Here is a 24,425-nt window from a genome sequence, read left to right as displayed (position 1 = left end):
AAAAAGAGAGTCCGTAACGATGATAATGAACTCCAAGATCCGGATCAGGCTGAAAGCTTACGATCATAAGCTTCTGGACCAGTCGGCCAGCGATATTTTCGACACCGCCAAGAAAACCGGTGCCAAAGTGGTCGGACCGATTCCACTGCCAACCAAGATCAACAAATTCTGCGTGTTGCGGTCCCCGCACGTGGATAAGAAATCCAGGGAACAGTTCGAGATGCGGACGCACAAACGGCTGCTCGATATCCTCGAACCCACCCAGCAAACGGTCGATGCGCTCATGAAGCTTGACCTATCTCCTGGTGTCGATGTGGAGATCAAACTTTAACAGGGGATAAGAAAGAAAATGTGTAAAGGACTGGTAGGAAAAAAACTGGGCATGACGTCGGTGTACGCGCCCAACGGCACATACATCCCCGTCACCGTATTGCAAGTTGGCCCCTGTGTCGTCACGCAGATCAAAAAAAACGGTACGGACGGGTATCAGGCGCTGCAAATCGGCTTTGGTGAGAAAAAGGCCAAGAAGACGACCCGCCCCTTGCAAGGCCACTTCAAGAAGGCCGGGGACACATTCTATGCGACCCTCAAGGAAGTCGCCGTTGACGATCCGGATGCTTACACGTTGGGCCAGACCGTCAGTGCTGATGATATCTTCGATATCGGTGAGAAGGTCAATGTAACGGGGACCACCAAGGGACGCGGTTTTTCCGGTGTTATGAAACGACATGGCTTCGGTGGCGGCCGCGAAACCCACGGTTGCAAGAATCATCGTGTGCCAGGTTCCATTGGATGCAGTGCCTGGCCCTCAAAGGTTATTAAAGGGAAACGGATGCCGGGTCAGTATGGCGTGGATACCAAGACCGTCAGAAACTTGGAAGTCGTGGATATCCGCCCCGAGGAAAACATCATTCTGCTCAAGGGTCCCGTACCCGGGCCGCGTTCTGGCATCGTAACGATTAACAAGGTCCTGTTCGCCTAGGCAGCAGGGACATGGCGCCGCCTTTACACCGTCGATGGCGTGAGCTGTGACGGAGAAGCGGGCTGCACTGGACGAGGAACAATATGGCTGTTGTTGATGTAATTAATATTGCCGGTGAAGTCGTCTCACAAGCCGAACTGAACGAAGCGATTTTCAACGTACCGGTTAAAAAGAGCGTCCTTCACCAGGTCGTTACCGCTCAACTGGCCGGCCGCAGAGCCGGTTGCGCGTCGGTCAAACGGCGTTCCGACGTCAGCGGTAGCCGCCGCAAGCTCTACCGGCAGAAGGGAACCGGGCGGGCGCGCAAAGGTGATATCAAGTCTCCAGTGCTGCGTGGCGGCGGTGTCATCTTCGGGCCGAGTCCCAGGGACTACTCCAAAAAGGTGCCCAAAAAGGTCCGCAAGATGGCGCTGAAAATGGCCCTGACCTGCAAAGCGCAGGATCAACAGTTGATCGTCGTGGACAATATGGATCTTGAGGCGATCAAAACAAAAGTGGTTGCCGGGATTTTCAAGACCATCGATGCCGAAAAAGCGTTGATCGTCCTTGGGGGGCGTAATGAACATCTGGAACTCTCCTCGCGCAACATTCCTGGCGTCAAGATTCTTCAGACGGAAGGATTGAATGTTTACGATATCCTTAAATACCCCAAACTGGTGCTTGTCCAGCCGGCGGTTGAAGGGATAGAGGGGAGACTGGGCTGATGAATCCGTACGATATTATCAAACGACCGGTGATCACCGAGAAGACCAACATTCAGAAAGAGGAAAGCAACCAATTCTCTTTCGAGGTTGACAAGCGCGCCAATCGTGTCGAGATCGCCAGGGCCATTGAAAAAATTTTCAGTGTCAAGGTGGCCAAGACGCGAACCGTGAACGTGAAGGGGAAGATCAAACGGCGCGGTCGAATTCTGGGAAAGCGCAAGGATTGGAAGAAGGCCATCGTGACGTTGATGCCGGGAGAACGAATCGATTTCTTTGAAGGTGTATAGCCGCTAGGAGTAGAAAGATGGCAATCAAAAAAGTAAAACCCACCAGCCCGGGGCGTCGATTTCAAAACTACGCTGGCTTTGAAGAGATCACCACGACTTCCCCCGAGAAACGCCTGACGCGGATTCTTAAAAAGACCGGTGGCCGCAATGCCTTGGGACGCGTGACCGCGCGGCACCGCGGTGGTGGACACAAACGCTACTATCGCATCATTGACTTCAAACGGGACAAGGACGGTATCCCGGCCAAGGTCGCCAGCATTGAGTACGATCCGAACCGATCCGCGCGGATCGCTTTATTGAATTACGCCGATGGCGAAAAGCGCTACATCATCGCGCCCCTTAAGCTGTCGGTGGGAGATACGGTCATGTCCGGCCCCGATGCGGATATTCAACCGGGCAATGCCTTGCCTTTGGCCAATATCCCGCTGGGTACGCATATCCACAACATCGAACTGAAAATTGGTAAGGGTGGGCAGATTGTCCGTAGCGCCGGTACCTTCGCCCAACTGATGGCAAAAGAGGACCGTTACGCGCTGGTTAAACTGCCGTCCAGCGAAGTGCGCATGGTGCTGCTGAACTGCAAGGCGACCATTGGCCAGCTGGGAAATGTGATCCATGAAAACGTTTCCTTGGGAAAGGCCGGGCGCAAGCGATGGTTGGGGAAGAAACCGGAAGTCCGCGGCGTTGCCATGAACCCGGTCGACCACCCCATGGGAGGCGGTGAAGGCCGCTCTTCCGGTGGCCGTCATCCCTGTTCACCGTGGGGAATGCCGACCAAAGGATACCGTACACGAAAGAACAAGCGGACCGACCGCTACATCGTGAAACGGCGCACGAAATAGCCATTGAACGGCGGCATCGCCACAGCCGATGCCACCGACGGCTCCCAACGGATTTTTTGCAGGAGAAATCATGCCACGCTCGATAAAAAAAGGTCCATTTATTGACCACAAGCTTTTCAAGAAAGTGAACGATGCGCAGAACACGCGGAGCAACCAGGTGATCAAAACGTGGTCCCGGCGATCGACCATCGTTCCCGAAATGGTCGGCATTACGTTGGCTGTCCATAATGGAAGAAAGTTTATTCCGGTTTTCGTCACGGAGAACATGGTTGGCCACAAGCTCGGCGAATTTTCACCGACAAGGACCTACTACGGGCATGCAGCCGACAAAAAATCAAAGGTTAAAAGATAAAAAAAGGAAGGCCCTAAATGGAGGTCAGAGCTACTCAACGATACGTGCGCATCTCGCCTCAAAAAGTGAGGATGATCGCCGACACCATCAAAGGGAAACCGGCCGGTGCCGTCATCAACGCACTGAAATTCATGCCGCAGAAATCTGCCGGTATCGTCGAAAAGATCGTACGATCCGCGGTTGCCAACGCTGATCAGAACACCAGTATCGACGTGGATGATCTTGTCGTCAGAAATTTATTCGTCGACCAGGGGCCATCCCTGAAACGTTTCAAAGCCAGGGCCAGGGGCAGGGGCGCGCGCATTCTCAAGAGAACGTCGCACATCACCGTCGTGTTATCCGAAGGTTCAGTCCAGTAAGGAGGAAAATAGCTTGGGCCAGAAAGTCAACCCTATTTCGTTAAGGCTGGGTATCGTCAAGACCTGGGAATCCCGATGGTTTGCCGGAAAAAAGTATGCCGACTACATCTTCGAGGATTTTCGGATTCGCAAGTTCATCAAAGAGAAACTGCACCATGCCGGCGTCTCGAAAATTGAGATCGAACGGTCTACCCGGCGGGTTCGACTCCGGATCTTTACAGCACGTCCCGGAATCGTAATCGGAAAAAAAGGGTCTGAGATCGAAAAGCTCAAGAAGGAACTTGAGGGTCGCGTCAGCCAGGAAGTGCTCATCGACATTCAAGAAATTCGCAAACCGGAAGTCGATGCACAGTTGGTTGCGGAAAATGTCGCCATGCAAATTGAACGTCGGGTAGCCTTCCGGCGAGCAATGAAACGCGGTGTGTCCTCGGCGATGCGGTTTGGCGCGCAAGGTGTCAAAATCATTTGCTCGGGAAGACTGGGCGGTGCTGAAATGGCCCGTACGGAATGGTATCGGGAGGGACGCGTACCGCTGCATACCTTGCGCGCGGATATTGACTACGGTATCACCGAAGCCAGGACGACCTACGGAACGGTCGGTATCAAAGTCTTTGTCTTCCATGGTGAAATTCTTAAAAAGGATCAAGCCGAAATCAACGCCTAGGCTTGTGGGAGATGGGAAATGCTGAGCCCCAAAAAGGTTAAATATCGAAAAAGTCAAAAAGGAAGAATGAAGGGTGCCGCCTATCGGGGCAGCAGTCTGAGTTTCGGAGAGTTCGGTTTGCAAGCAGTTGACTGTGGGCGGATCTCCTCCAAGCAAATCGAAGCGGCACGTATTGCCATGACACGCCACGTCAAACGCGGTGGCAAGATCTGGATCCGATTGTTTCCCGATAAGCCTATACCAAAAAGCCGGCCGAAGTTCGTATGGGAAAAGGCAAGGGCGCTCCTGAAGGATGGGTTGCCGTCATCCGTCCCGGAAAAGTTCTGTACGAGATGACTGGGGTCAGCCGGGAAATGGCTCAAGAAGCCTTAAGGCTCGCTGCTCACAAGCTACCGATCAAAACCCGTTTTGTTGAGAGGAGCGAGCAACTATGAAAGCAGCAGAAGTGAGAGACCTCGGCACCGACGAGATTCAGCAGAAAGTCGCCGATTTGAAGGAAACCCTGTTCAATCTGCGTTTTCAACATGAAGTCGGACAATTGGAAAACCCGAAAAAATCGGGCAAACCAAAAAGGATATCGCCCGGCTGAAAACCATTTTGAACCAGAAACTGCAACCCTCAAAAGAAGACTAAGATGCTGTCATGAAAACGCGTGGAATCAAAAGACAACTCATCGGAACCGTAGTCAGCGACAAAATGGACAAAACCGCCGTCGTGCAGGTTGAGCGGCTGGTCAAGCACCCGCTTTATAAAAAATATATCCGTCGGCGAAATAAATTTTCCGCTCACGACAAGGATAATAGCTGCAACATCGGTGATAAGGTGCTGATTACGGAGTCGCGCCCTATCAGCAAGCAAAAACGCTGGCGCATCATCGAAATTATCGAAAAAGCCGTGTAGCGGCAAAGGACGACGAAAATGATTCAGGCCGAAACGAAACTCACCGTAGCGGACAACTCGGGCGCACGCGCGGTCTATTGCATCAAGGTTCTGGGAGGCTCCAAGCGACGCTATGCCGGTATTGGCGACATCATCGTGGTTGCGGTACAGGAAGCGATCCCGAACGCCAAGGTAAAAAAAGGCGATGTGCTGAAAGCCGTTGTCGTTCGAACCAAAAAAGAGATCCGGCGGCTGGATGGATCTTATATTCGCTTCGATGACAACTCCGCCGTGCTCATCAACAACCAGCGCGAACCGCTTGGCACACGCATATTTGGACCGGTTGCAAGGGAATTGCGCGCGAAACGATTCATGAAAATTGTTTCCCTGGCCCCTGAAGTCCTCTAAGCGATGGAGCCGCCTCGTGGAGAAAAACAAATGATGAAAGAGTCCATCCAGTTAAAAAAGGATGACAAAGTTAAGGTGATTGCCGGGAAAGATAAAGGCAAGGTTGGTAAGGTCCTTAAGGTCATCCAAAAGAAAAATCGCGTGCTTGTTGAAAACATCAATGTTGTCAAACGGCATACCAAACCCAACGCGCAAAATCGTCAGGGGGGCATCCTCGAAAGCGAGGCGCCGATTCATTGGTCCAATGTGATGCTGATGTGCAACAAATGCATCGAACCTGTCAGGGTCAAAAATAAAATCCTGGACGATGGCAAAAAGGTCCGCGTCTGCAGGAAATGCAACGAAATCATAGACGCTTAAGCCCGGTTCAGGCAGGCTCGCGGAGGATGAAGATGTCAGATCTAAAACAATTCTACCAGGATACGGTAGTCCCGAAATTAAAAGATAAGTTCCAATACAGCAACCCCATGCAGGTCCCCAAAATCGAAAAGGTCGTTTTGAACATGGGGCTTGGCGAAGCGATTCACAATATCAAAATCATCGATTCCGCCGTAGAAGAGCTGAGACTGATCTCCGGGCAGCAGCCGGTGGTGACGCGGGCTAAGAAATCAATCGCCGCATTCAAGCTTCGCGAAGGAATGCCCATCGGTTGCATGGTCACCTTGCGCAAAGACCGGATGTACGATTTTCTCAACAAGCTGATCAATATTGCGCTACCGCGGGTCAGGGATTTTCGCGGCATTTCCGGAAAAGCATTTGATGGCGCCGGAAATTATTCCCTTGGCGTTCGGGAACAGCTGATATTTCCCGAAATCGATTATGATAAAATCGACAAGATCAAGGGATTGAACATCAGTATCGTGACAACGGCAAAAACCAATGAAGAAGGCAGGGAACTCCTCAAGCTGATGGGGATGCCTTTCAGAAATTAATAGCCTGGTGGTTACAAGGAGAGAGCATTGGCGAAGACATCACTCAGAGAAAAGGCAAAGCGGAAACCGAAGTTCAGTGTGCGGGCGTACAATCGCTGTCCCATTTGCGGGAGGCCGCGTGGCTTCATCAGGAAGTTTGGGATTTGCCGCATCTGCTTCAGAAACATGGCTTCCCAGGGCCGTCTTCCCGGCGTTGTAAAGTCCAGTTGGTAATCACCCAGTAAAATACCCGAACAATCAATCAAGGTGGAAACAGCAATGAGCGATCCTATTGCCGATATGTTAACCCGCATCCGGAATGCTGGGAAGGCGAAACACAACAGCGTCGACATTCCCGGGTCCAAGATCAAAACGGAGATCGCTAAAGTTCTCAAAGAATCCGGCTATATCCGAAACTACAAGCTCATCAGCGACAACAAACAGGGACTTCTGCGCGTCTACCTGAAGTACACGGGCGCCCAGAAGCATACGATCATCAACATCGAACGGGTCAGCAAGCCAAGCCGGCGCAATTACATCGGCGCCAAAGAGATCAGGCCGGTTTACAACGGACTTGGTATCGCTATCATGTCGACCTCCCATGGCGTGATGACGGACAAGGCGGCCCGGGAAAAGAATGTGGGTGGCGAAGTCCTTTGCACGGTGTGGTAGGGACGTCAACGACAGCGGTTCAGCGGATGACCTTCAATTATCGCGCTGTGCGCAGGATTCAAGAATGAGGTGCGCAAAATGTCTCGAGTAGGCAAAAAAGCAATCAAAATTCCCCAGAAGACAAGCGTCGAATTCAAAGATGGGGTTATTGTGGTCAAGGGTGAAAAGGGAACCCTCACCCGTACCATCCACCCGGCAGTCAATCTGAGTGTTGAAAACGACACCATCGCTGTCGTGATCGAACAGGCGGATCGCAAAGCCGACGCCATTCAGGGGCTGACACGGAGCCTGGTGGCCAACATGGTGGATGGCGTTAGCAAAGGATTCGAGAAGGTGCTTGAAATCAATGGCATCGGGTATCGGGCGGAGATGAAGGGGAGTTCGATCCTGTTGAATCTGGGGTTCTCGCATCCCATCGATTTCCCCCTGCCGGAGGGGATCAGCGCCACAGTCGATAAAAATACCGTTATCAAGCTGACCGGTATCGACAAGGAAAAATTGGGCCAGACCGCCGCTTCGATACGGAAGCTCAGAAAGCCGGAACCGTACAAGGGCAAAGGCATCAAGTACGCGGGCGAGCATATTCAGCGCAAGGCCGGCAAGACCGGAACAAAATAGAACCGCGCTGATAATGGCATTGCCGAGTCCGGTAAGGGCAAAATTCTGCAGCCGTTAAAGGATGGACAAATGAGTTCAACACAGGAAAAAAAGAGAATCTGGCTCAAACGAAAAATCAGGATTCGTAAAAAGATTATCAGTTCCGCCGAGCGACCGCGCCTGACAATATTCAGGAGCAGTAAGCACATCTACGGACAAATTGTCGACGATACGACCGGCACCACCATTGTGGCCGCTTGCAGCAACGAAAAAACCGTCAAGGAACAGCCGAAATTCGACAGCAAGGTTGCTAAAGCGGTTTTTACCGGTAAATTGCTGGCTCAGCGGGCAATGGAAAAAGGTGTCAAGAAAGTGGTTTTTGATCGGAATGGGTTTCTTTATCACGGTCGCATCAAGGCTTTTTCCGATGGTGCGCGTGAAGCCGGACTCGACTTTTAGCCCTTACCATTGAAGGAGGCAGAACCTTGTTCAAGCAAGAAACAGAAGAAAACCAGCTGATCGATAAAGTGGTGCATATCAGCCGCGTCGCGAAAGTGGTCAAGGGTGGCCGTCGTTTCAGTTTCAGTGCGATTGTTGTGGTCGGTGACGGAGAAGGTAGTATCGGCTACGGCCTCGGCAAGGCTGGCGAGGTGCCCGAAGCCATTCGTAAAGGTGTGGAAAAGGCAAAAAAGAATATGGTTAAAGTCCCGCTGGCCGAGGAACGGTTCCCTTTCAGGTCATCGGTAAGTTCGGTGCCGGAAGGGTTATGCTTAAACCGGCTTCCGAGGGAACCGGTGTGATTGCGGGTGGCGCGGTTCGTGCCGTCCTGGAGGCGGTCGGCATCCAAAATATTTTGACCAAATGCATGGGCACCAATAATCCGCACAACGTGGTCAAGGCGACCATCGACGGTTTGAAACAGCTTGAAAGTGTCGAGTCGGTTGCGGCCAGGCGCGGATTGAAGGCCCAGGATCTGAGATAAGGAAAACGAGCTATGAGTGGTATGCTTAAAATCACCTTGGTTAAAAGCATGATCGGCAGGCCGGAGAAGCACCGTAAGGTTCTTCGCGGGTTGGGGCTGACCAAACTCAATCGAACCGTGGAATTAAAAAACACCCCTTCCACCCGGGGAATGGTCGCGAAGGTGTCTCACCTGGTGGTTGCCGAGGAGAATTAATCATGCAGCTTCATGAACTCGCACCTGAAAAAGGGCAACGCAAGGCAAGGAAACGTATCGGACGCGGTGAAGCGTCTGGAACCGGAAAGACGGCGGGTCGCGGACACAAGGGGCAGAACGCACGCTCCGGTGGCGGTGTTCGGCCGGGCTACGAAGGCGGCCAGATGCCCATCCATCGTCGATTGCCCAAACGGGGTTTTAAAAATCATTTCAAAAAATCTACGCCATCGTCAACGTCCAGGACCTGAACCGCTTTGAAGCACAGAGTGTGGTTGATGAAGTGGCACTGGTAAAGAGCGGGCTTGTCAAAGGTGATCGTGACGGAATCAAGATCCTTGGCAAGGGTGAGGTCTCTGTTCCCTTGACCGTTCGCATCAACGGATTTAGCGAAAGTGCCAAGCAGAAGATTGAAGCGGCTGGCGGGAAGATCGAGGTCATCTAAGCATGGTCGGCAGCGGATTCGGAAACATATTCAAAATTCCTGAACTGAAAAAACGCATTCTGTACACGCTCGCCTTATTATTCGTCTACAGAATCGGCGTACATGTACCCACGCCCGGGATCGATACGGTCGCGCTGGCCTCCTTCTTCGCCAAGATGGAGGGGACCATCTTCGGTATTTTTAACATGTTTTCCGGTGGGGCACTAGAACAGCTTTCCGTATTCGCCCTTGGCATCATGCCTTACATTAGTGCATCGATTATTCTGCAACTGCTGACCGTGGTTATCCCGCACCTCGAACGACTTAAAAACGAAGGCGAGCAGGGGCGTAAAAAGATCACGCAGTACACCCGTTACGGAACCGTCATTCTCAGCATCATTCAAGGCCTCGGTATCAGTGTCGGCTTGGAAAGCATGACCTCACCCGGCGGCGCCCCGATTGTGTTGATGCCAGGCTGGGGGTTCAGACTGCTGACGGTACTGACACTGACTGCCGGCACGGCTTTCATCATGTGGCTGGGAGAACAGATTACCGAGCGCGGCATCGGAAATGGAATTTCCTTGATCATCTTCGCCGGCATTGTGGCGCGTATGCCGGCGGCCGTCGGCAACACCTTTCGCCTGATTTCCACCGGAGAAATGAACATCTTCGCCCTGGTGGTATTGATGGTCCTCATGATTGGCGTGGTTGGGTTTATCATTTTCGTTGAGCAGGGCCAGCGGAGAATACCGGTTCAATATGCAAAGCGTGTCGTCGGTCGGCGTATGTATGGCGGCCAAAGTACCCATCTTCCTTTGAAGATCAATACCTCAGGGGTCATACCGCCGATTTTCGCCTCGTCCATCATCATGTTTCCGGCGACGATCGCCAGTTTCATTACGATTCCCTGGATGAAGTCGATCGCCGACGCCATGCGTCCCGGAAATCCGTTTTACGAGTTGCTGTATGTCGGCTTCATCTTCTTCTTTTGCTACTTCTATACGGCGGTGACATTCAACCCGGTCGATGTAGCGGACAACATGAAAAAGAACGGCGGTTTCATCCCCGGCATTCGGCCCGGCAAACGAACGGCCGATTATATCGATCGGGTATTGACACGGATCACCCTCGGAGGCGCGATATATGTATCGGCTGTCTGTGTATTGCCCTCCATCTTGATTTCACGCTTCAACGTGCCATTTTACTTTGGTGGAACGGCGCTGTTGATCGTGGTGGGTGTGGCGATTGATACGGTGGCGCAGATGGAGTCGCACATGCTTACCCGGCATTACGAAGGCTTCTTGAAAAAAGGCGGGATCCGGGGCCGCAGATAGACAAATGAACCCCATTTTTGCGGCGTACGTCGGGATCGGGAAATTTCACCCATGCGGGGCAGGAGAATCGAATGGCAAAAGAAGAAGCCATCAAGGTTGAAGGCATCGTTTTAGAGACGCTTCCCAACGCAATGTTCAAGGTCGAACTTGAAAACAAACACCAGGTGCTCGCCCATATCTCCGGTAAAATGCGGATGCATTTCATCAAAATTTTACCCGGTGACAAAGTGACGGTCGAGCTTTCGCCTTACGATTTGACACGTGGGCGGATCACCTATCGTTCTAAATAATTGCCGCTGAGACGCTTCTATAAGGAAAGGCGCTCGCCGACCCATCCGATTGTTAGGCATGAAGGAGTAAACCATGAAGGTCAGAGCATCCGTCAGGAAAATTTGCAGTAAATGCAAAATCATCAAGCGAAAAGGAACCGTACGGGTTATCTGTGAAAACAAGAGACACAAACAGAGGCAAGGTTAGAGGAGGTTGAGCTTTGGCTAGAATCGCTGGTGTAGATTTACCAAGACGAAAACGGATCGAAATTGGCCTGACCTATATCTACGGCATCGGAAGAACCACTTCCAACCGGATCCTCGAGAAGTTGAAGATAGACCCGAATACCAATACGGATGATCTTTCAGAATCAGAAGTCAACAGCATCCGCAAGGTCATCGATAGTGAGTATAAGGTCGAGGGCGAGCTTCGCACGGAAATTTCCATGAACATCAAGCGGCTTATGGACTTGGGGTGCTACCGGGGACTCCGGCACCGGCGGTCCTTACCGGTACACGGTCAGCGGACGAGCACCAAGCACGGACCGCAAAGGTCCCAAGCGGTCGGCGATCAAGAAAAAAGGTGCGGCTAAAAAGTAATTTAAATACCTGTCAGGAAAAATAAATGCCCAGAAAAACCAAGACCAAGAAAAAGGAAAGAAAGAACATCTCCAGTGGGGTTGTTCACATTCAGTCCACCTTTAACAACACCATCGTAACGATTACCGATTCGGTCGGCAATGTTATCTCCTGGTCCAGCGCCGGCATCCATGGTTTTAAGGGCTCGCGCAAGAGTACGCCCTTTGCGGCCCAGTTAACGGCCGAAGATGCGGCTAAAAAGGCAATGGAACACGGGATGAAGAGTGTTGAGGTGTATGTGAAGGGACCTGGCGCTGGAAGAGAATCTGCACTGCGGGCCCTTCAGGCCGCCGGCTTCAACGTGGTCATGATCAAAGATGTCACCCCGATTCCCCACAATGGCTGCCGTCCACCCAAAAGGCGACGTGTATAAACGGGTACGATCGCCAGCACTATGAAAGAAAGCACGCCAAGCTACGGTCTGGTTTAAAAGGAGGACGAATTGGCAAGATATAGAGGATCTGTCTGCAGAATTTGCCGGCGGGAAAACATCAAATTGTTTTTAAAGGGAGACCGCTGCTATTCCGACAAATGCGCCTTCGATCGCCGTGGCTACGCGCCGGGTGAACATGGACAGCGCCGCCGAGGAAAGCCCTCGGACTATGGAATCCAGCTGCGTGAAAAACAGAAAGTCAAGAACACTTACGGGCTTTCCGAAAAACAATTCAGACTTTTTTTCCAGAAGGCCGACCGACAAAAGGGAATTACCGGCACGAACCTGCTCGTCCTTCTCGAACGTCGGTTGGATAATGTCGTTTATCGATTGGGGTTCACAAATTCGCGCACCCAGGGGCGGCACTTCGTCCGTCACAACCATTTTTTGGTGAATGGAAAGCGGGTCAATATTCCTAGTTACTTGGTTAATGTTGGCGATAGCATTGAAGTCGTGGAGAAAAGCCGGACTGTTCAGGCCATCAGTGATTCGCTGGATGCCGTCATTCGGCGGGGACTGCCCCAATGGATCTCCTTGGAAAAAGAGAAGTTTAAAGGCGAGATAAAGAGTTTCCCAGTTCGCGAAGACCTTACGCTGCCGATGCAGGAACAACTGATTGTCGAGCTTTATTCAAAATAATCGGCTTGTCTTGCCGATGCTCGCAAAAACAGATGACTGCATTGATATCTTAATTCTTTTGGAGAATTTGTAATGTCGAAAAACGAACTTATGTACATGAACTGGCGCGAAATGATCAAATGCGAAAAAGTTCGCGTCAGCAGCACGGATGCATACGGGAAATTTGTATGTGAGCCATTGGAGAGAGGGTTCGGTATTACCCTGGGCAACTCTTTGAGAAGAACCATTCTTTCCTCATTGTACGGTGCTGCCATCGTATCGGTCCGGTTCGAGTCAGTTGAACATGAGTTCAGTGTTATTCCCGGTGTGATCGAAGACGTATCGGAAATCATCCTCAATCTCAAAGAGGTGCGCCTTAGAATGGATGATGCGACCCCGCGCATGATCCGAATCGATGCGGCCGGGGAGGGACCGGTAAAAGCCGGCGCCATCATCAGTGACGACGGACATGTCGACGTCCTCAACCCGGAGCAGCCGATCGCGACCATCTCCGGCGACGGATCGTTGAAGATGGAGATGGTCGTTCGCGCGGGTAAGGGCTACTCACTGGCCGAGTCCAACAAGGATGAAGACGCACCCATTGGCACTATCCCCATTGATGCGGTTTTTTCGCCGATAAAAAGGGTGAACTACGTTGTCGGCAACGCGCGTGTGGGGCAGCGTACGGATTACGACAAGCTGACACTGGAAGTCTGGACGGATGGAAGCGTTTCACCCGAGGATGCGGTTGCTTTCGGCGCCAAGATTCTCAAAGAACAGTTAAGCATTTTCATTAATTTCGATGAGGATGCCGAACCGACGAGTAGTCATGACGAGGAAAGTTCCGAGAAGCCGGCTTTCAACGACAATCTCTATCGCAGCGTCGAAGAGCTCGAGCTGTCCGTGAGAAGCGCAAATTGCTTGAAGAACGCTGAAATCCTAAAGATCTATCAATTGGTTCAGAAAACCGAAGCGGAGATGCTCAAAACAAAAAACTTTGGGCGTAAGTCACTTAACGAAATCAAGGAAGTCTTGGCGGAAATGGGGCTCTCGTTGGGCATGAAGCTTGACAATTTCGTACCGCCTGAAGAATCCGTTGAAGAAGGGGAGTAATCGTTCCAATGAGACACAGAAAAAGTGGTGTTAAACTAAACCGGACCTCCAGCCATAGACAGGCCATGTTTAGAAACATGGTGACATCCCTGCTCAAACATGACCGTATAAAAACCACCGAAGCAAAAGCCAAAGAGCTTCGTCGGTGGGCAGATCAAATTATCACCTTGGCCAAAAGGGGCGACCTTCACGCCATGCGCCAGGCCATGGCCATCGTGCGTGAAAAAGACGTCGTATACAAAATCTTCCAGGAGGCGGGAGAACGTTTTGGTTCAATCCCTGGTGGTTATACCCGGATTTATAAGATTGGCCGCCGTTCCGGCGATTCTGCCCCCATGACCATCATTGAGCTGGTTACCGCCAGCGAGACGACAGCGCGCCCCTCTAAAAAAGAAGATTCCGCCGAACCCATCATGCAAAAAGGCATTTCGACGAGCGCGGCGACTGCTGAAAGCGTTTCAACGGAGCCTGCGGAAGCCCCTGCTGAGCCACAGGCGGCTAACGAAGATGCTGCTGGGCCTGCGGCGGCGGGTACGGAAGTTCCTACCGACGATAAATAGACCCACTTTTCCTTTTTCCCTCTCCCTTTGTTGTCACGAAACGGTCCTGCATTTGCGGGACCGTTTTTTTGTGGCATCCACCACTTTTTGCATATTGTGCATCCGTCGTGCGGGCTGAGCATGTGCGGTCAGCGATAAAAACGATAACAAAATTAATCATTATGGTGAATGGAATTTATAAAATTCGCTTTACTATAAAAATAACGGATGATACGTAGAAATGTATAGGGTAAATGAAGGGACGCAATTAATCTGAAAACAAACAAGGAGGCGTTGAATGACCGGTTTCAGAAAAGGAGCACTGGTGTTGGAATTAATCGTTGCGGTAGGATTCTTGTTTATCGGTCCGGTTTTTGCGGCGAGTCCTAATCTGGAATCCTGGAAACCCAGTTTCGATCCATCGGGTGCCAAGTATAAATGCATTGTTTCCAATGTATCCCATCCGGCCATAAAGGGCGTATTCGCCGGATTTGCGTTGCGGGATGAATTATGGAAGCGCACAAATGGACAAATCTTTGTCGATTACAAACCCTTCTCCATGCTTGGGGGAGAAGTCGAAGTACTCAATCAACTGCAGATGGGGGCCATCCAGGGAATGGGGGTCAGCTCGGTTGCCTCCACCAACCTGGGGCCCCGGTTTGGGCTGGTAAACCTGCCATTCCTCATCGACACCGACGAAAAACTCGACAAATTCATCGCCAATAAAAAACTGTTTAACCACTTTTTAATGGCAACCGACCATCAGGGCATCACCGCCTTGGACATTTCCACCTATGGGACTTATGGCTGGGCGACGACCAAGCCGATTCGGCACATCAGCGATATGGCGAACAATAAGTTCCGCATCGCCGAGGCGGCGGTCAATCAACTGACCTACCAGCAGTGGGGCGTCAATCCCGTTCCCATGCCGTGGCCGGATGTTCCCGTGGCCCTCAAACAGGGCGTCATCACAGCCTTGGATCATACCGATCTGGTTTGTGACCTGACCAAAAAATTTGAGGTGGCCAAATACTTTACGCGGGTGAATTATGCCAAGGGACTCTTTATTTGGCTCTTTAACAAGGCCTGGCTGAATTCGCTTCCCGATGATCTGAAGACGACGTTTGTCACCACCGTCAATGAAGTCTGCGCTCAGTATCGCAAGGCGGGGGTTGAACAGGAAACCGCGGTCAGAAATAAGCTGCCCACGATCGGGGTCGAAGTGATTGAGCTGCCGGCCGACGAGATGGAAATCCTCCGGAAGAAAGGAACCGCCGTTCACGAAAAATATGCGGCCGAAATCAATAAGCTTTATCCTGGCGATACGTATCGTCCGGAGAATTACCTCAAGGAGGTTCAGGATTTTCTTGGCTATCAACCCTGAAGCGTGACCCTGATTCGCGTGGCCTTTAACGTTTAACAAGTGCCCGTCCGGAAATAGGCCAATGGGCCATTTTCGGATGGGCACCGATAAGGTTTCCCAATGGGTAAGCTTTCCGTTGTATCGCTGGTTTTTACGGGCGTGGTCATTGTGGTGTCCTCGGTTCTTGTCTTTCTCCCATACCGCAGCAAAGATCGTATTCTGGCCTTATTTGATCGCGGGTTGTCCTTCTTTGAGGATTGGACATTGTTCATCAGTGTCCTGGTTGCCCTGATTGCCCTTTTTTTCAATGTGGTCCTGCGATATGGCTTCAACTACACGCTGGCCTGGTCGGAAGAGTTGGTTCGGGAAGTCATTGTCTACACGACGTTTATCGGTTGCTGTGCGGCCGTTAAAAAGCGATCCATGATTAAAATCGACGCCAGCGTGCAACTATTGCCGATTCTGAAGAAGCCATTGCTCTACTTCTCCAATTTGGTGATACTGATTTTTTCCATCCTTCTGATGACCTACGGCTGGGAAATCGCCGCCATGCAGGCCCGCACATTCCAGAAGACGGTGATTATGCAGATTCCGCTGGTTTACCTTTATGCGATTTTGCCGTTAACCGGCATGCTGATGTTTATTCGAACACTCCAGATTGTCAGCCAGGATCTGGGTTTTGGGGGAAGGGAAGCCAACGCGACTTGACCATGCGTGCTGATTTTCGAGGAGATCTTCGTTTATGCAATCGAGTGACTTCATCATTCTGCTGATCCTGTTGGGCTGCATGGCCACGTACATTCCGGTCTTCCTGTGCCTCTTCTTGACGGCCCTGCTCGGATTCCTCATTTTCACCGATCTTCCGGTGTTGCTGCTGTTTCAAACCCTGTTTCGAAGCATGGACAACTTTGCTTTGGTGGTGGTGTTGTTTTTTATTCTTTGCGGCAATATCATGACGGCCGGTTCGATCGTCCAAAAACTCATCAAAGTCGCCAACGCCATGGTTTCCTGGTTGCCGGGCGGGCTGGGGATGGCGGGTGTTCTGGCCTGCGGTTTGTTCGGGGCCATTTCAGGCTCCACCGTGGCGACCGTGGTGGCTCTGGGTGGGTTCATGATCCCGGCCCTCTTGGAGAACGGCTACCCGGAGAAGTACACCCTGGGATTGATGACCACCTCCCCGAACCTTGGTGTGATCATACCGCCAAGCATCGGGATGATCCTTTACTCGATGATCAGCAATGTCTCTCTCGAAGGGCTGTTTCTGACGGGATTCGTGCCCGGCATGTTGATCATGCTGCTGGTATGCCTTTACTCCTATACCTACTTCAGGAAGAAGGAGAGCATCGTGCGCAAGCCGATTCCCTCCGTGAAAGCGACCGTTGCCGTTCTGAAGGAGGGGTTCTGGTCACTGATGCTCCCGGTGATCATTTTCGGCGGGATCTTCTCCGGTGCCTTCACCGCCAATGAAGCGGCCGTGGTGGCCTGCGTGTACGCCTTTATCGTCGAGCTGTTTATTCATAAATCGATGAAATTCAGTCAGGTAAAGGAGATTACGGTCAGTTCGGCCGTCACCTCGGCAACCCTTCTGATCATTGTTGCCGGTGCGACCTGTTTTGGACGATTGTTGACCCTGGAGGATATCCCGGGCAGGATTACGGCGTCGGTTCTCTCCGCCATCTCCTCCCCCGTGATGTTCCTGCTTGCCATGAATATCCTGCTCCTGATCGTCGGCATGTTCATGGACATCATTTCTGCGACGATGATCCTTGGACCCGTGTTTCTGCCCATGCTGGATGCCTTCAACATAAATTTGATGCATTTTGGGCTGATCATGACAGTCAACCTGGCAATCGGCTATTGCACGCCACCCATGGGGGTCAGTCTTTACATCACCGGTGCCATTGCCAACCGCGACTTGATCTATGTGTCCAAGGCGGTCATGCCGTTTATCGCCATTCAGATTACCGTTCTCCTGCTGATGACCTTCATGCCGGATTTTGCGCTGTGGCTGCCGCGATTGATGCGCTTTGGTTAAGGTTGCCAGAAATAAATAATTCCTCCATGTTCGGCGTAATCGGGCCGGTCTGGATCCATGCTCACGACCTGGCTTGTCATCCCACCGGGCCTTTGTTATAGATCGGAACATGGCCCGCTTTGCTTTACCTGCCGTCTTGGCGTGTATTCATACATTGCCGATCGGTACGTGAAGGACGATTGGAAACGATCCTGCCGAAATGGGGGCCAATCATTTATTGTCTCATCCATCTCATCTATCAGCCGGAAAGGAGTATTTTGTGAGCAACGATCTTGTGGGAAAAACCAAGGCAACCGGTGCCCTCTACTTCAAGGACGTCAAGGGCGAGAAGCCCTTCGAACTCTGGCAGGCCTTCGATCAAGCCCTGGGTAAGGATCTCTCCTTGTTTATTACGGGAAAACTCTATGCCCGGGAAAAAATTCCGCATCCCACTCGTCAACTGGTCACCATCGCTGTGCTGACGGTCCTCTCAAGGCCCGAAGAGCTGCGCCTGCACATCCTGGCCGCGTTGAACGTCGGCTGTACCTCCAGGGAAATTGCCGAAGTGATTTTCCAGACCTTTACCTATGGGGGCATTCCAACGGTCAATACCGCGCTCAAAGTCCTGCGTGAAGTGCTGCTGGAGAAGGGACAGTGGCCTATCAGTGAGTGACCGCTAACCTGTAACGTTCAGGGGAGAGACGACCATGCGTCCCTATTTCCAACAGATGCCGATTTTCGGAAGCGCTATGAATGCCGGGCAAATCAGCAGTGCCGAGGCGAATGTCAAGCAGATCCGGGAAGTCGAGGATCAGCTGAAGAAGGCGGCGCAAAACGTCAGACAAGCCGGTTTCCCGGAGGAAAAGATCAATGCCCGGGGGCAGATGACCATTTGGCAGCGTCTCAATGGTCTGGTGGATCCCGGCAGTTGGTGCCCCCTGCATTCGCTTTACAACCCAGAGAACAACAGCGAGGGGACGACCAATGTCGTGGACGGCCTGGGACGCATCAGCGGTCGCTGGGCCGTCATCATCGGCTTCGACAACAAGGTACTGGCCGGTGCCTGGCTGCCCGGACAGGCGGAAAATATCCTGCGTGTGACCAACCTGGCCAAACGGTTGAATGTGCCGTTGGTCTGGTTGGTCAACTGCAGCGGGGTAAAGTTGACCGAGCAGGAAAAATTTTATGCCGGCCGCCGGGGGGGTGGGACAACCTTTTTTCGCCATGCCGAATTGAACCAGGCCGGCGTGCCGATTCTGGCGGCCATTTACGGCACCAATCCGGCCGGTGGCGGCTACCAGGGCATCAGTCCGACGGTTCTGTTTGCCCACAAGGATTGCAACATCGCCGTTGGCGGGGGCGGGATTCTCAGCGGCATGTCCCCCAAGGGCAGTTTCGACCTGCAGGGGGCCGAAGCGCTGATTCGGGCCGCCCAGACGTACACGGCCAAACCGCCGGGCTCGACGGAGATCCATTACGACGCTACGGGCTTCTTCCGCTATGTCTACGATGAGGAAATCCAGGTCCTCGACGGGATCCGGGATTACATGCGCGAGATGCCGGCCTACCATCCGAAATTCTTTCGCGTGGCCGAACCCAAAGCCCCGCTTTTCCCCGCCGAAGACATCTACCGGCTGGTGCCTTTCAACCAGAAGCAGATGTATGCCTTTGATGAGGTGCTGGCCCGCATTGTCGATGGCAGCGAGCACCTCGAATTCAGGCCCGGGTACGGCCCGGAAGTATATACGGGGTTGGTCAAGATCGACGGATTCCTGATGGGGGTTATCGGCAACCGGCAAGGGTGGTTGGGGGAAGACTACCCCGAATATGCCGACTATCCTGGCATCGGCGGAAAGCTGTATCGCCAGGGGTTGATCAAGATGAATGAATTCGTCACGCTTTGCGGCCGTGATCGTATTCCGATCATCTGGTTCCAGGACACCAGCGGCATCGACGTGGGCGATACCGCCGAAAGGGCCGAATTGCTTGGCCTGGGGCAGAGCCTGATCTACTCGATTCAGGCCACCGATGTGCCGCAACTGCTTGTCGTTTTGCGCAAAGGCACGGCCGCGGCCCATTATGTGATGGGCGGGCCCACGGCAAACCGCCACAACGCCCTGACCTTGGGCGTGGCGACGACCGAGATCTATGTGATGCATGGGGAGACGGCTGCCGCGGCGAGTTTTTCACGGCGCCTGGTTAAAGAGAAGAATGCCGGCCGACCGCTTCAGCCGGTGATCGACAAGATGAACCAAATGGCCCAGGCGTACCATGACAACTCCCGCCCGGCCTACTGCGCCCGCAACGGCTTCGTGGATGAAGTGATCCGCATGGGAGAGATCCGGCGGTACCTGATCGCCTTTGCCGGCTGCGTTTACCAGAATCCCAAGTCCATCTGCCCCCACCACCAGATGTTGACGCCCCGGGTCATCAAGGGGTAGCGTGCTTGCCTCGATCCTCGGTATGGGCGGCCTTTCCCGACCCGCCTCGTTCCGTTGGCCATCAACGGGAGAGGAGACGCACCAGTTTGAGGGTAACGATGATGCCAATGCCGATCATGATGATGATGCCGACGATGATCAGGAAGAACCACTCGGGGCCGGCAAGCAGGACCGCCGGACCCCGCAGGGTCTCTCCCCACACGGCATGGCGATCGAGCGCTGGGATGATTGACGTGCTGACGACGGGGATACTGAGGCCGAAGCGTCGGCTGAGCAAACCGGCAAACCCCAAACCCAGCAGGGCAAGGGTGATGACCCCATAAACGATCAAGAGAATTCGATGGGTTCTGGACATACAGGCTCCTGGTGCTAATCTTGCCATGCGGGGACGGGATTTTTTGCTTTCACGGCACCGGATCGTCACTGACGGCGGCAAAGACCTGCCGGCCGTCAGTGACGTATTTTTTCGCCGTGCGCCGATCCAGCCCGGTGCTCCGGGCCACCGCTTCAATGGTGTGATGGTTTTGATGTAGCATAAGACAATACCCTCCCACAAGCTTCCTCACTGTCCCGTGTTGTTCCCGGATACCGGCGTGCAGTCGGCCTTCCAGATTGTTTTCGGTGTTCGACGGCAGCGATCCGTAGGTTTGTCGCAGCAGGATCCGGCGGACACACCAAAGCTATTCAATTTATGTATATCGTTTGAACATAAAATGTATAAACCTGAATCGGTCCTGGTGCGCCGGTGATCGGTGTAAGAGATGATGAATCTTTTTATTTCGGTTGGTTATACAAAATTGTGGTCTGCGCGGAAGACGGCATGGGTTTTGATAAGCTAAAGGCAGGTCAACACGGTCAACCGATCAGCCCAACTTCCGGTGGCGTTAAGATGATCTGACGCGCCGATTTCATTTAGGGGGAAACAGGATGGACAAGCCAGACACCCTTGCCGCCGCAAAGGCAATGCCCGTTGATGTCAACCGTTGTTCGGACACGCCGCCACCACCATCGCCGTCCGGCCGCCGCGGGGTGGTGAACCTGTTGGCAACGCGACGTTTCGCACCGTTTTTCTGGACCCAGTTCCTGGGCGCATTGAATGACAACATTTTCAAGAACGCCCTCATGCTGCTGATCGCCTTTCAGGCCGGACAGACCCTGGCGTTGGCGCCCGATGTGGTTGTCAACCTGGCCGCCGGTCTTTTCATTCTGCCCTTTTTCCTCTTCTCGGCAACGGCCGGCCAGATCACCGATAAAACGGAGAAATCCGTCTTGATTCGCCGGATCAAAATGGCCGAGGTGCTCATCATGACCGTTGCGGCGATCGCTTTCTGGACCGACAGCCGAGGGATCCTTCTGGGGCTTTTGTTTCTCATGGGCACCCAGTCCGCCTTTTTCGGGCCGGTCAAGTACAGCATCATGCCCGATCATCTGGAATCCCATGAAATCGTCGGGGGGAACGCCCTGGTGGAGATGGGAACCTTTGTGGCCATCCTCATGGGGACGATGGGTGGCGGCATCCTGATCCAGACAACGCATGGGCCCCGGATCACCGCGACCGTGGTCGTTGGGATCGCCTTGGCCGGATGGCTGGCCAGCCGCCGGATTCCGGCTGCCGCGGCTCATGCCCCGAACCTTGAGATCCACTGGAATATCGTGGGGCAGACGATGAAGATGCTCCGGGACGCCCGGCGGGAACGGCCGATTTTTCTCTCCATCCTGGGAATTTCCTGGTTCTGGTTCCTGGGAGCGGTTTATCTGACGCAGCTTCCCGGCTTTACGCGGGATGTGCTGCGCGGCGGTGAGAGCCTGGTGACCCTGCTGCTGACCCTGTTTTCGGTGGGTGTGGGCGTCGGGTCACTGTTGTGCGAGCGGCTGTCGGACAAAAAGGTCGAGTTGGGGCTGGTCCCGCTGGGCTCCTTTGGGTTGAGCCTGTTCAGTCTGGATCTTTTCTGGGCCTGCCGGTTGCCCGCTGTCGACGGGTTGATGACCCTGCAACAATTTTTGCATCATCCCGGTGCGTTCCGGCTGATGGGCGATTTTATCCTGATCGGCGTTTCCGGCGGTCTTTATATCGTCCCTTTGTTTGCCTTGTTGCAGACCCGTTCGCATCCCCGGGTGCGCGCCCGCGTGATCGCCGCCAACAACGTCATGAATGCCCTGTTCATGGTGCTGGCCGCCATTGCCGGCGCTTTTCTTCTGGGGGTTGCCGGGATTTCCATCCCGCTGTTTTTCCTTTTCCTGGCGCTGGCCAATGCGGCCGTGGCCATCTATATTTACACCCTGGTTCCCGAGTTTGCCATGCGGTTTCTGGTCTGGGCCGTCACCCATGCCATGTACCGCTTCCGCCACCGGGATCTGGACCGCATTCCCGAGACCGGTCCGGTCGTGCTGGTGTGCAACCATGTCAGCTACATGGATGCCCTGTTGATCATCGGTGCCTGCCGTCGGCCCGTCCGTTTCGTCATCGACGCCCGCATCTACCGCATGCGCCTGCTCAACTTTATCTTTCGGACGGCGGGGGCCATTCCGGTCGCTTCCGGCCGTGACGACCCGGTGATGCTGAAACAGGCCTTCGATGCGATTTCCGCCGCCCTGGCAGCCGGTGAGGCGGTCTGTATCTTTCCCGAAGGCCACCTCACCCGGGATGGTGACGTGGACCGTTTCCGTCCGGGAATCGAGCGCATGATTGCCCGCGATCCGGTTCCCGTGGTACCCTTGGCGCTCAAGGGGTTGTGGGGCAGTTTTTTCAGCCACCGCAACGGCCGCGCATGATGCGCCTGCCCCAGCGGTTTTGGTCGCGGGTCGAATTGGTGGCCGGTTGCCCGGTGGTGCCGGTTCAGGTGACGGCCGCTGATTTACGAGAGCGGGTGCTGGCCTTGAGAGGTGATCGGCGATGAGTTTTTTTCAAAAGTGGAAAGCCGGGCCACCGGTCCCGCGATGGGCGTGCGCCATCGTTTCCGCAATGGCGATCCTGTCCGGCGAAGCTGCGGGCGATTCGACCGCAGTGCCGGCGGACCGGATACCGGCCCGAGTGATCCTTTTGCATGGCCTGGGCCGCACCTCCCGTTCCATGGCCCCCATGGCCGCCTATCTTGCAGCCCATGGTTTTACCGTGATCAACCATGCCTACCCCTCCACCCGGCAGCCGGTGGAAACCCTGAGCCAGGGGCTTGTACCCACGATCGCGGGGTGTCTCAAGGCGGATCCCCGGGCGCCGATCCATGTCGTGACGCATTCATTGGGCGGCATCGTGCTGCGGCATTACCTGCAGACCCATGACCTGCCCACGGGCAGCCGGGTGGTGATGCTCAGTCCGCCCAACCAGGGCAGCGAAATCGCCGATTGGCTGCAAGGGTTTTGGCCTTACCGCCGGATCATGGGTCCGGCCGGGCAGCAGCTCGGCACGGCGGCGGATGCGCTTCCTCGGCGCTTGGGGCCCATCGCCCTGCCCGTGGGGATCATTACCGGCGACCGCAGCCTGGAGCCCTGGTTTTCCGTGCGCATCCCCGGCCCGGATGACGGCAAGGTCGCCGTGGCTCGGGCGTGCCTTGCGGGCATGACCGATTTTCTGGTGGTCCACCGCAGTCACGGATTCATCATGCGCGCGCCGGAAGTTCTCCAACAGACCCTTTTTTTCCTTGTGCATGGTGCGTTCAGGCAGGGCGGGGCAGCGTCCACCCTTAATCCCAATTGAGGATGACCTTGCCCGACTGGCCGGAATGCATCACCTTAAAAGCCTGCATGAAATCATCCACGGCAAAGCGATGGGTGATCACGGCCGAAATGTCCAGCCGGCTTTGGAGCATGCTGGTCATTTTGTACCAGGTCTCGAACATCTCACGGCCATAGATGCCTTTCAACTTCAGCCCCTTGAGGATGATCTGGGTCAGGTCCAGGGAGACCTCGCTGCCGGGAATGCCCAAAATGGCCACGCGGCCGCCGTAGTTCATGGCTTCCAGCATGTCCCGGAAAGCCTGGATGTTGCCGGACATTTCCAGCCCCACATCAAATCCCTCCTGCATGCCCAATTGCCGGACCGTGTCGCCGATGGCCGTGCGGGTTACGTTGATGGCCGCGCTGGCGCCCATGCGCGTGGCAAGCGCCAGGCGGTAATCGTTGACGTCGGTGATCACCACATGGCGGGCGCCACATGCCGGGCAATGGCCACGGCCATGATGCCGATGGGGCCGCGCCGGTGATCAGGACATCCTCGCCCACCAGATCGAAGGAGAGCGCGGTGTGGGTGGCATTGCCCAGGGGGTCGAGGATGGCGGCGAGATCGTCACCGATATTTTGTGGCACCCGGAAGACATTGGATGCCGGTACGCTGATGTACTCGGCGAAACATCCCGGGCGGTTGACGCCCACGCCGATGGTGTTGCGGCACAGGTGGCGCTTGCCGGCCCG

The 24,425-nt window shown here is 53.9% G+C and carries 41 protein-coding genes and 2 pseudogenes; 40 read left to right on the top strand and 3 right to left on the bottom strand.

The features are described 5' to 3' along the window. Positions 1-19 precede the first annotated feature (19 nt). The 36 genes and pseudogenes from rpsJ to JCM12296_RS19530 all read left to right on the top strand — a co-directional run bounded on the left by rpsJ (position 20) and on the right by JCM12296_RS19530 (position 20,018). Positions 20-331, top strand: coding sequence for a 30S ribosomal protein S10 (gene rpsJ, locus JCM12296_RS19685; RefSeq protein ID WP_456236859.1), 312 nt, complete (start codon positions 20-22; stop codon positions 329-331). A gap of 18 nt (positions 332-349) precedes the next feature. Beyond that, positions 350-982, top strand: a complete 633-nt coding sequence (rplC, locus tag JCM12296_RS19680) for a 50S ribosomal protein L3 (RefSeq protein WP_054696948.1) — start codon at positions 350-352, stop codon at positions 980-982. Between the two features lie 83 nt (positions 983-1,065). Next, entirely contained in the window at positions 1,066-1,686 is a 621-nt protein-coding gene (gene rplD / locus JCM12296_RS19675) for a 50S ribosomal protein L4 (protein WP_054696945.1), read from the top strand. Then, positions 1,686-1,973 carry a 50S ribosomal protein L23 gene (gene rplW / locus JCM12296_RS19670; protein ID WP_054696942.1) on the top strand — a complete coding sequence of 96 codons (288 nt, stop codon included), beginning with the start codon at positions 1,686-1,688 and terminating at the stop codon, positions 1,971-1,973. The genes rplD and rplW overlap by 1 nt, the downstream gene beginning before the upstream one ends. A gap of 17 nt (positions 1,974-1,990) precedes the next feature. After that, the gene (gene rplB, locus JCM12296_RS19665; RefSeq protein ID WP_054696941.1) at positions 1,991-2,815 is read left to right on the top strand and encodes a 50S ribosomal protein L2; all 825 of its coding nucleotides are present in this window, start codon (positions 1,991-1,993) and stop codon (positions 2,813-2,815) included. 70 nt (positions 2,816-2,885) lie between these two features. Next, positions 2,886-3,167 (top strand): 30S ribosomal protein S19, encoded by a 282-nt coding sequence (gene rpsS, locus JCM12296_RS19660; protein ID WP_054696939.1) that lies wholly within the window; start codon positions 2,886-2,888, stop codon positions 3,165-3,167. Between the two features lie 17 nt (positions 3,168-3,184). Continuing rightward, positions 3,185-3,526 (top strand): 50S ribosomal protein L22, encoded by a 342-nt coding sequence (rplV, locus tag JCM12296_RS19655; protein ID WP_054696937.1) that lies wholly within the window; start codon positions 3,185-3,187, stop codon positions 3,524-3,526. A gap of 13 nt (positions 3,527-3,539) precedes the next feature. Beyond that, positions 3,540-4,190, top strand: a complete 651-nt coding sequence (rpsC, locus tag JCM12296_RS19650; RefSeq protein WP_054696936.1) for a 30S ribosomal protein S3 — start codon at positions 3,540-3,542, stop codon at positions 4,188-4,190. Positions 4,191-4,208: 18 nt separating this feature from the next. After that, positions 4,209-4,624, top strand: a pseudogene (gene rplP / locus JCM12296_RS19645) (50S ribosomal protein L16). Continuing rightward, a complete protein-coding gene (gene rpmC / locus JCM12296_RS19640) occupies positions 4,621-4,779 on the top strand; it encodes a 50S ribosomal protein L29 (protein WP_479690874.1) in 159 nt (52 codons plus the stop codon). Before rplP ends, rpmC begins: the two are co-directional and overlap by 4 nt. Before the next feature lie 53 nt (positions 4,780-4,832). Further along, entirely contained in the window at positions 4,833-5,090 is a 258-nt protein-coding gene (rpsQ, locus tag JCM12296_RS19635; protein WP_054696933.1) for a 30S ribosomal protein S17, read from the top strand. 18 nt (positions 5,091-5,108) lie between these two features. Beyond that, a complete protein-coding gene (gene rplN, locus JCM12296_RS19630; RefSeq protein WP_054696927.1) occupies positions 5,109-5,477 on the top strand; it encodes a 50S ribosomal protein L14 in 369 nt (122 codons plus the stop codon). A gap of 30 nt (positions 5,478-5,507) precedes the next feature. After that, entirely contained in the window at positions 5,508-5,837 is a 330-nt protein-coding gene (gene rplX / locus JCM12296_RS19625; RefSeq protein ID WP_213182733.1) for a 50S ribosomal protein L24, read from the top strand. Positions 5,838-5,869: 32 nt separating this feature from the next. Next, positions 5,870-6,409: a 50S ribosomal protein L5 gene (gene rplE, locus JCM12296_RS19620; RefSeq protein WP_054696955.1), complete on the top strand. Its 540-nt coding sequence runs from the start codon at positions 5,870-5,872 to the stop codon at positions 6,407-6,409. Between the two features lie 27 nt (positions 6,410-6,436). Next, a complete protein-coding gene (locus JCM12296_RS36740; RefSeq protein WP_083456324.1) occupies positions 6,437-6,622 on the top strand; it encodes a type Z 30S ribosomal protein S14 in 186 nt (61 codons plus the stop codon). 45 nt (positions 6,623-6,667) lie between these two features. Beyond that, positions 6,668-7,060, top strand: a complete 393-nt coding sequence (rpsH, locus tag JCM12296_RS19615; protein ID WP_054696924.1) for a 30S ribosomal protein S8 — start codon at positions 6,668-6,670, stop codon at positions 7,058-7,060. Positions 7,061-7,138: 78 nt separating this feature from the next. Then, complete coding sequence (gene rplF, locus JCM12296_RS19610; RefSeq protein ID WP_054696922.1) at positions 7,139-7,678, top strand: 50S ribosomal protein L6; 540 nt, start codon at positions 7,139-7,141, stop codon at positions 7,676-7,678. Positions 7,679-7,747: 69 nt separating this feature from the next. Continuing rightward, positions 7,748-8,116, top strand: a complete 369-nt coding sequence (rplR, locus tag JCM12296_RS19605) for a 50S ribosomal protein L18 (protein WP_054696919.1) — start codon at positions 7,748-7,750, stop codon at positions 8,114-8,116. 26 nt (positions 8,117-8,142) lie between these two features. After that, the gene (locus JCM12296_RS51500; RefSeq protein ID WP_479690873.1) at positions 8,143-8,457 is read left to right on the top strand and encodes an uS5 family small ribosomal subunit protein; all 315 of its coding nucleotides are present in this window, start codon (positions 8,143-8,145) and stop codon (positions 8,455-8,457) included. Continuing rightward, positions 8,424-8,639, top strand: coding sequence for an uS5 family small ribosomal subunit protein (locus JCM12296_RS51495; protein WP_479690872.1), 216 nt, complete (start codon positions 8,424-8,426; stop codon positions 8,637-8,639). The genes JCM12296_RS51500 and JCM12296_RS51495 overlap by 34 nt, the downstream gene beginning before the upstream one ends. 12 nt (positions 8,640-8,651) lie before the next feature. Beyond that, complete coding sequence (gene rpmD, locus JCM12296_RS19595) at positions 8,652-8,834, top strand: 50S ribosomal protein L30 (RefSeq protein ID WP_054696908.1); 183 nt, start codon at positions 8,652-8,654, stop codon at positions 8,832-8,834. Between the two features lie 2 nt (positions 8,835-8,836). Further along, the gene (rplO, locus tag JCM12296_RS51490) at positions 8,837-9,082 is read left to right on the top strand and encodes a 50S ribosomal protein L15 (RefSeq protein ID WP_479690871.1); all 246 of its coding nucleotides are present in this window, start codon (positions 8,837-8,839) and stop codon (positions 9,080-9,082) included. Between the two features lie 20 nt (positions 9,083-9,102). After that, positions 9,103-9,276, top strand: coding sequence for an uL15 family ribosomal protein (locus tag JCM12296_RS51485; protein WP_479690870.1), 174 nt, complete (start codon positions 9,103-9,105; stop codon positions 9,274-9,276). Positions 9,277-9,278: 2 nt separating this feature from the next. Next, entirely contained in the window at positions 9,279-10,589 is a 1,311-nt protein-coding gene (gene secY / locus JCM12296_RS19585; RefSeq protein ID WP_054696903.1) for a preprotein translocase subunit SecY, read from the top strand. A 71-nt stretch (positions 10,590-10,660) separates the two neighbouring features. Next, the gene (infA, locus tag JCM12296_RS19580; RefSeq protein ID WP_054696899.1) at positions 10,661-10,879 is read left to right on the top strand and encodes a translation initiation factor IF-1; all 219 of its coding nucleotides are present in this window, start codon (positions 10,661-10,663) and stop codon (positions 10,877-10,879) included. 73 nt (positions 10,880-10,952) lie between these two features. After that, complete coding sequence (gene rpmJ / locus JCM12296_RS36735; protein WP_083456323.1) at positions 10,953-11,066, top strand: 50S ribosomal protein L36; 114 nt, start codon at positions 10,953-10,955, stop codon at positions 11,064-11,066. Between the two features lie 13 nt (positions 11,067-11,079). Then, positions 11,080-11,451, top strand: a complete 372-nt coding sequence (gene rpsM / locus JCM12296_RS19575) for a 30S ribosomal protein S13 (protein WP_054696897.1) — start codon at positions 11,080-11,082, stop codon at positions 11,449-11,451. A gap of 32 nt (positions 11,452-11,483) precedes the next feature. Beyond that, entirely contained in the window at positions 11,484-11,870 is a 387-nt protein-coding gene (gene rpsK, locus JCM12296_RS19570) for a 30S ribosomal protein S11 (RefSeq protein ID WP_054696894.1), read from the top strand. Positions 11,871-11,939: 69 nt separating this feature from the next. Further along, positions 11,940-12,569, top strand: coding sequence for a 30S ribosomal protein S4 (gene rpsD / locus JCM12296_RS19565; RefSeq protein ID WP_054696891.1), 630 nt, complete (start codon positions 11,940-11,942; stop codon positions 12,567-12,569). 72 nt (positions 12,570-12,641) lie between these two features. Continuing rightward, positions 12,642-13,661: a DNA-directed RNA polymerase subunit alpha gene (locus JCM12296_RS19560; protein ID WP_054696889.1), complete on the top strand. Its 1,020-nt coding sequence runs from the start codon at positions 12,642-12,644 to the stop codon at positions 13,659-13,661. Positions 13,662-13,669: 8 nt separating this feature from the next. After that, a complete protein-coding gene (gene rplQ / locus JCM12296_RS50655) occupies positions 13,670-14,221 on the top strand; it encodes a 50S ribosomal protein L17 (RefSeq protein ID WP_054696883.1) in 552 nt (183 codons plus the stop codon). Between the two features lie 277 nt (positions 14,222-14,498). Continuing rightward, complete coding sequence (locus tag JCM12296_RS19550; protein ID WP_054696880.1) at positions 14,499-15,584, top strand: TRAP transporter substrate-binding protein; 1,086 nt, start codon at positions 14,499-14,501, stop codon at positions 15,582-15,584. A 243-nt stretch (positions 15,585-15,827) separates the two neighbouring features. Continuing rightward, positions 15,828-16,271 carry a TRAP transporter small permease gene (locus tag JCM12296_RS19545; protein ID WP_246804596.1) on the top strand — a complete coding sequence of 148 codons (444 nt, stop codon included), beginning with the start codon at positions 15,828-15,830 and terminating at the stop codon, positions 16,269-16,271. 34 nt (positions 16,272-16,305) lie between these two features. Beyond that, the gene (locus tag JCM12296_RS19540) at positions 16,306-17,598 is read left to right on the top strand and encodes a TRAP transporter large permease (protein ID WP_054696878.1); all 1,293 of its coding nucleotides are present in this window, start codon (positions 16,306-16,308) and stop codon (positions 17,596-17,598) included. Between the two features lie 259 nt (positions 17,599-17,857). After that, positions 17,858-18,250, top strand: a complete 393-nt coding sequence (locus JCM12296_RS19535; protein ID WP_054696876.1) for a carboxymuconolactone decarboxylase family protein — start codon at positions 17,858-17,860, stop codon at positions 18,248-18,250. 34 nt (positions 18,251-18,284) lie between these two features. Then, the gene (locus JCM12296_RS19530) at positions 18,285-20,018 is read left to right on the top strand and encodes an acyl-CoA carboxylase subunit beta (RefSeq protein WP_054696869.1); all 1,734 of its coding nucleotides are present in this window, start codon (positions 18,285-18,287) and stop codon (positions 20,016-20,018) included. Positions 20,019-20,079: 61 nt separating this feature from the next. Here JCM12296_RS19530 and JCM12296_RS19525 read toward each other — a convergent pair whose 3' ends face one another. Both JCM12296_RS19525 and JCM12296_RS47795 read right to left on the bottom strand, forming a co-directional pair. Next, positions 20,080-20,373 carry a hypothetical protein gene (locus tag JCM12296_RS19525; protein WP_054696866.1) on the bottom strand — a complete coding sequence of 98 codons (294 nt, stop codon included), beginning with the start codon at positions 20,371-20,373 and terminating at the stop codon, positions 20,080-20,082. A gap of 49 nt (positions 20,374-20,422) precedes the next feature. Continuing rightward, the gene (locus JCM12296_RS47795) at positions 20,423-20,554 is read right to left on the bottom strand and encodes a hypothetical protein (protein ID WP_281492079.1); all 132 of its coding nucleotides are present in this window, start codon (positions 20,552-20,554) and stop codon (positions 20,423-20,425) included. Between the two features lie 209 nt (positions 20,555-20,763). Here JCM12296_RS47795 and JCM12296_RS38575 point away from each other — a divergent pair, with 209 nt between their 5' ends. From JCM12296_RS38575 to JCM12296_RS19515, 4 genes are read left to right on the top strand one after another with little or no spacing between them, the layout of a single operon-like run. Beyond that, the gene (locus tag JCM12296_RS38575) at positions 20,764-20,916 is read left to right on the top strand and encodes a hypothetical protein (protein WP_157067758.1); all 153 of its coding nucleotides are present in this window, start codon (positions 20,764-20,766) and stop codon (positions 20,914-20,916) included. Positions 20,917-20,945: 29 nt separating this feature from the next. Next, a complete protein-coding gene (locus tag JCM12296_RS19520) occupies positions 20,946-22,790 on the top strand; it encodes an MFS transporter (RefSeq protein WP_218188173.1) in 1,845 nt (614 codons plus the stop codon). Next, complete coding sequence (locus JCM12296_RS47790) at positions 22,787-22,915, top strand: hypothetical protein (protein ID WP_281492078.1); 129 nt, start codon at positions 22,787-22,789, stop codon at positions 22,913-22,915. The genes JCM12296_RS19520 and JCM12296_RS47790 overlap by 4 nt, the downstream gene beginning before the upstream one ends. Next, entirely contained in the window at positions 22,912-23,712 is an 801-nt protein-coding gene (locus JCM12296_RS19515; RefSeq protein ID WP_213182729.1) for an esterase/lipase family protein, read from the top strand. The genes JCM12296_RS47790 and JCM12296_RS19515 overlap by 4 nt, the downstream gene beginning before the upstream one ends. Here JCM12296_RS19515 and JCM12296_RS19510 read toward each other — a convergent pair. Next, positions 23,699-24,163 (bottom strand): annotated as a pseudogene (locus JCM12296_RS19510) (zinc-binding dehydrogenase); the annotation flags it as partial. The gene JCM12296_RS19515 and the pseudogene JCM12296_RS19510 sit on opposite strands and share 14 nt — an antisense overlap. Between the last annotated feature and the right edge of the window lie 262 nt (positions 24,164-24,425).

This window comes from Desulfosarcina cetonica JCM 12296, assembly GCF_001311845.1.
GTDB lineage: Bacteria > Desulfobacterota > Desulfobacteria > Desulfobacterales > Desulfosarcinaceae > Desulfosarcina > Desulfosarcina cetonica.
This window is presented reverse-complemented; position numbering and strand designations above follow the sequence as displayed.

Excerpts from the sequence above, each read along its gene's own strand:
- rpsJ (WP_456236859.1), top strand. The coding sequence starts at position 20 with ATGATAATGAACTCCAAGATCCGGATCAGGCTGAAAGCTTACGATCAT.
- rplC (WP_054696948.1), top strand. The coding sequence starts at position 350 with ATGTGTAAAGGACTGGTAGGAAAAAAACTGGGCATGACGTCGGTGTAC.
- rplD (WP_054696945.1), top strand. The coding sequence starts at position 1,066 with ATGGCTGTTGTTGATGTAATTAATATTGCCGGTGAAGTCGTCTCACAA.
- rplW (WP_054696942.1), top strand. The coding sequence starts at position 1,686 with ATGAATCCGTACGATATTATCAAACGACCGGTGATCACCGAGAAGACC.
- rplB (WP_054696941.1), top strand. The coding sequence starts at position 1,991 with ATGGCAATCAAAAAAGTAAAACCCACCAGCCCGGGGCGTCGATTTCAA.
- rpsS (WP_054696939.1), top strand. The coding sequence starts at position 2,886 with ATGCCACGCTCGATAAAAAAAGGTCCATTTATTGACCACAAGCTTTTC.
- rplV (WP_054696937.1), top strand. The coding sequence starts at position 3,185 with ATGGAGGTCAGAGCTACTCAACGATACGTGCGCATCTCGCCTCAAAAA.
- rpmC (WP_479690874.1), top strand. The coding sequence starts at position 4,621 with ATGAAAGCAGCAGAAGTGAGAGACCTCGGCACCGACGAGATTCAGCAG.
- rpsQ (WP_054696933.1), top strand. The coding sequence starts at position 4,833 with ATGAAAACGCGTGGAATCAAAAGACAACTCATCGGAACCGTAGTCAGC.
- rplN (WP_054696927.1), top strand. The coding sequence starts at position 5,109 with ATGATTCAGGCCGAAACGAAACTCACCGTAGCGGACAACTCGGGCGCA.
- rplX (WP_213182733.1), top strand. The coding sequence starts at position 5,508 with ATGATGAAAGAGTCCATCCAGTTAAAAAAGGATGACAAAGTTAAGGTG.
- rplE (WP_054696955.1), top strand. The coding sequence starts at position 5,870 with ATGTCAGATCTAAAACAATTCTACCAGGATACGGTAGTCCCGAAATTA.
- rpsH (WP_054696924.1), top strand. The coding sequence starts at position 6,668 with ATGAGCGATCCTATTGCCGATATGTTAACCCGCATCCGGAATGCTGGG.
- rplF (WP_054696922.1), top strand. The coding sequence starts at position 7,139 with ATGTCTCGAGTAGGCAAAAAAGCAATCAAAATTCCCCAGAAGACAAGC.
- rplR (WP_054696919.1), top strand. The coding sequence starts at position 7,748 with ATGAGTTCAACACAGGAAAAAAAGAGAATCTGGCTCAAACGAAAAATC.
- JCM12296_RS51495 (WP_479690872.1), top strand. The coding sequence starts at position 8,424 with ATGCTTAAACCGGCTTCCGAGGGAACCGGTGTGATTGCGGGTGGCGCG.
- rpmD (WP_054696908.1), top strand. The coding sequence starts at position 8,652 with ATGAGTGGTATGCTTAAAATCACCTTGGTTAAAAGCATGATCGGCAGG.
- rplO (WP_479690871.1), top strand. The coding sequence starts at position 8,837 with ATGCAGCTTCATGAACTCGCACCTGAAAAAGGGCAACGCAAGGCAAGG.
- secY (WP_054696903.1), top strand. The coding sequence starts at position 9,279 with ATGGTCGGCAGCGGATTCGGAAACATATTCAAAATTCCTGAACTGAAA.
- infA (WP_054696899.1), top strand. The coding sequence starts at position 10,661 with ATGGCAAAAGAAGAAGCCATCAAGGTTGAAGGCATCGTTTTAGAGACG.
- rpmJ (WP_083456323.1), top strand. The coding sequence starts at position 10,953 with ATGAAGGTCAGAGCATCCGTCAGGAAAATTTGCAGTAAATGCAAAATC.
- rpsK (WP_054696894.1), top strand. The coding sequence starts at position 11,484 with ATGCCCAGAAAAACCAAGACCAAGAAAAAGGAAAGAAAGAACATCTCC.
- JCM12296_RS19560 (WP_054696889.1), top strand. The coding sequence starts at position 12,642 with ATGTCGAAAAACGAACTTATGTACATGAACTGGCGCGAAATGATCAAA.
- rplQ (WP_054696883.1), top strand. The coding sequence starts at position 13,670 with ATGAGACACAGAAAAAGTGGTGTTAAACTAAACCGGACCTCCAGCCAT.
- JCM12296_RS19550 (WP_054696880.1), top strand. The coding sequence starts at position 14,499 with ATGACCGGTTTCAGAAAAGGAGCACTGGTGTTGGAATTAATCGTTGCG.
- JCM12296_RS19540 (WP_054696878.1), top strand. The coding sequence starts at position 16,306 with ATGCAATCGAGTGACTTCATCATTCTGCTGATCCTGTTGGGCTGCATG.
- JCM12296_RS19530 (WP_054696869.1), top strand. The coding sequence starts at position 18,285 with ATGCGTCCCTATTTCCAACAGATGCCGATTTTCGGAAGCGCTATGAAT.
- JCM12296_RS19525 (WP_054696866.1), bottom strand. The coding sequence starts at position 20,373 with ATGTCCAGAACCCATCGAATTCTCTTGATCGTTTATGGGGTCATCACC.
- JCM12296_RS47795 (WP_281492079.1), bottom strand. The coding sequence starts at position 20,554 with ATGCTACATCAAAACCATCACACCATTGAAGCGGTGGCCCGGAGCACC.
- JCM12296_RS19520 (WP_218188173.1), top strand. The coding sequence starts at position 20,946 with ATGGACAAGCCAGACACCCTTGCCGCCGCAAAGGCAATGCCCGTTGAT.
- JCM12296_RS47790 (WP_281492078.1), top strand. The coding sequence starts at position 22,787 with ATGATGCGCCTGCCCCAGCGGTTTTGGTCGCGGGTCGAATTGGTGGCC.
- JCM12296_RS19515 (WP_213182729.1), top strand. The coding sequence starts at position 22,912 with ATGAGTTTTTTTCAAAAGTGGAAAGCCGGGCCACCGGTCCCGCGATGG.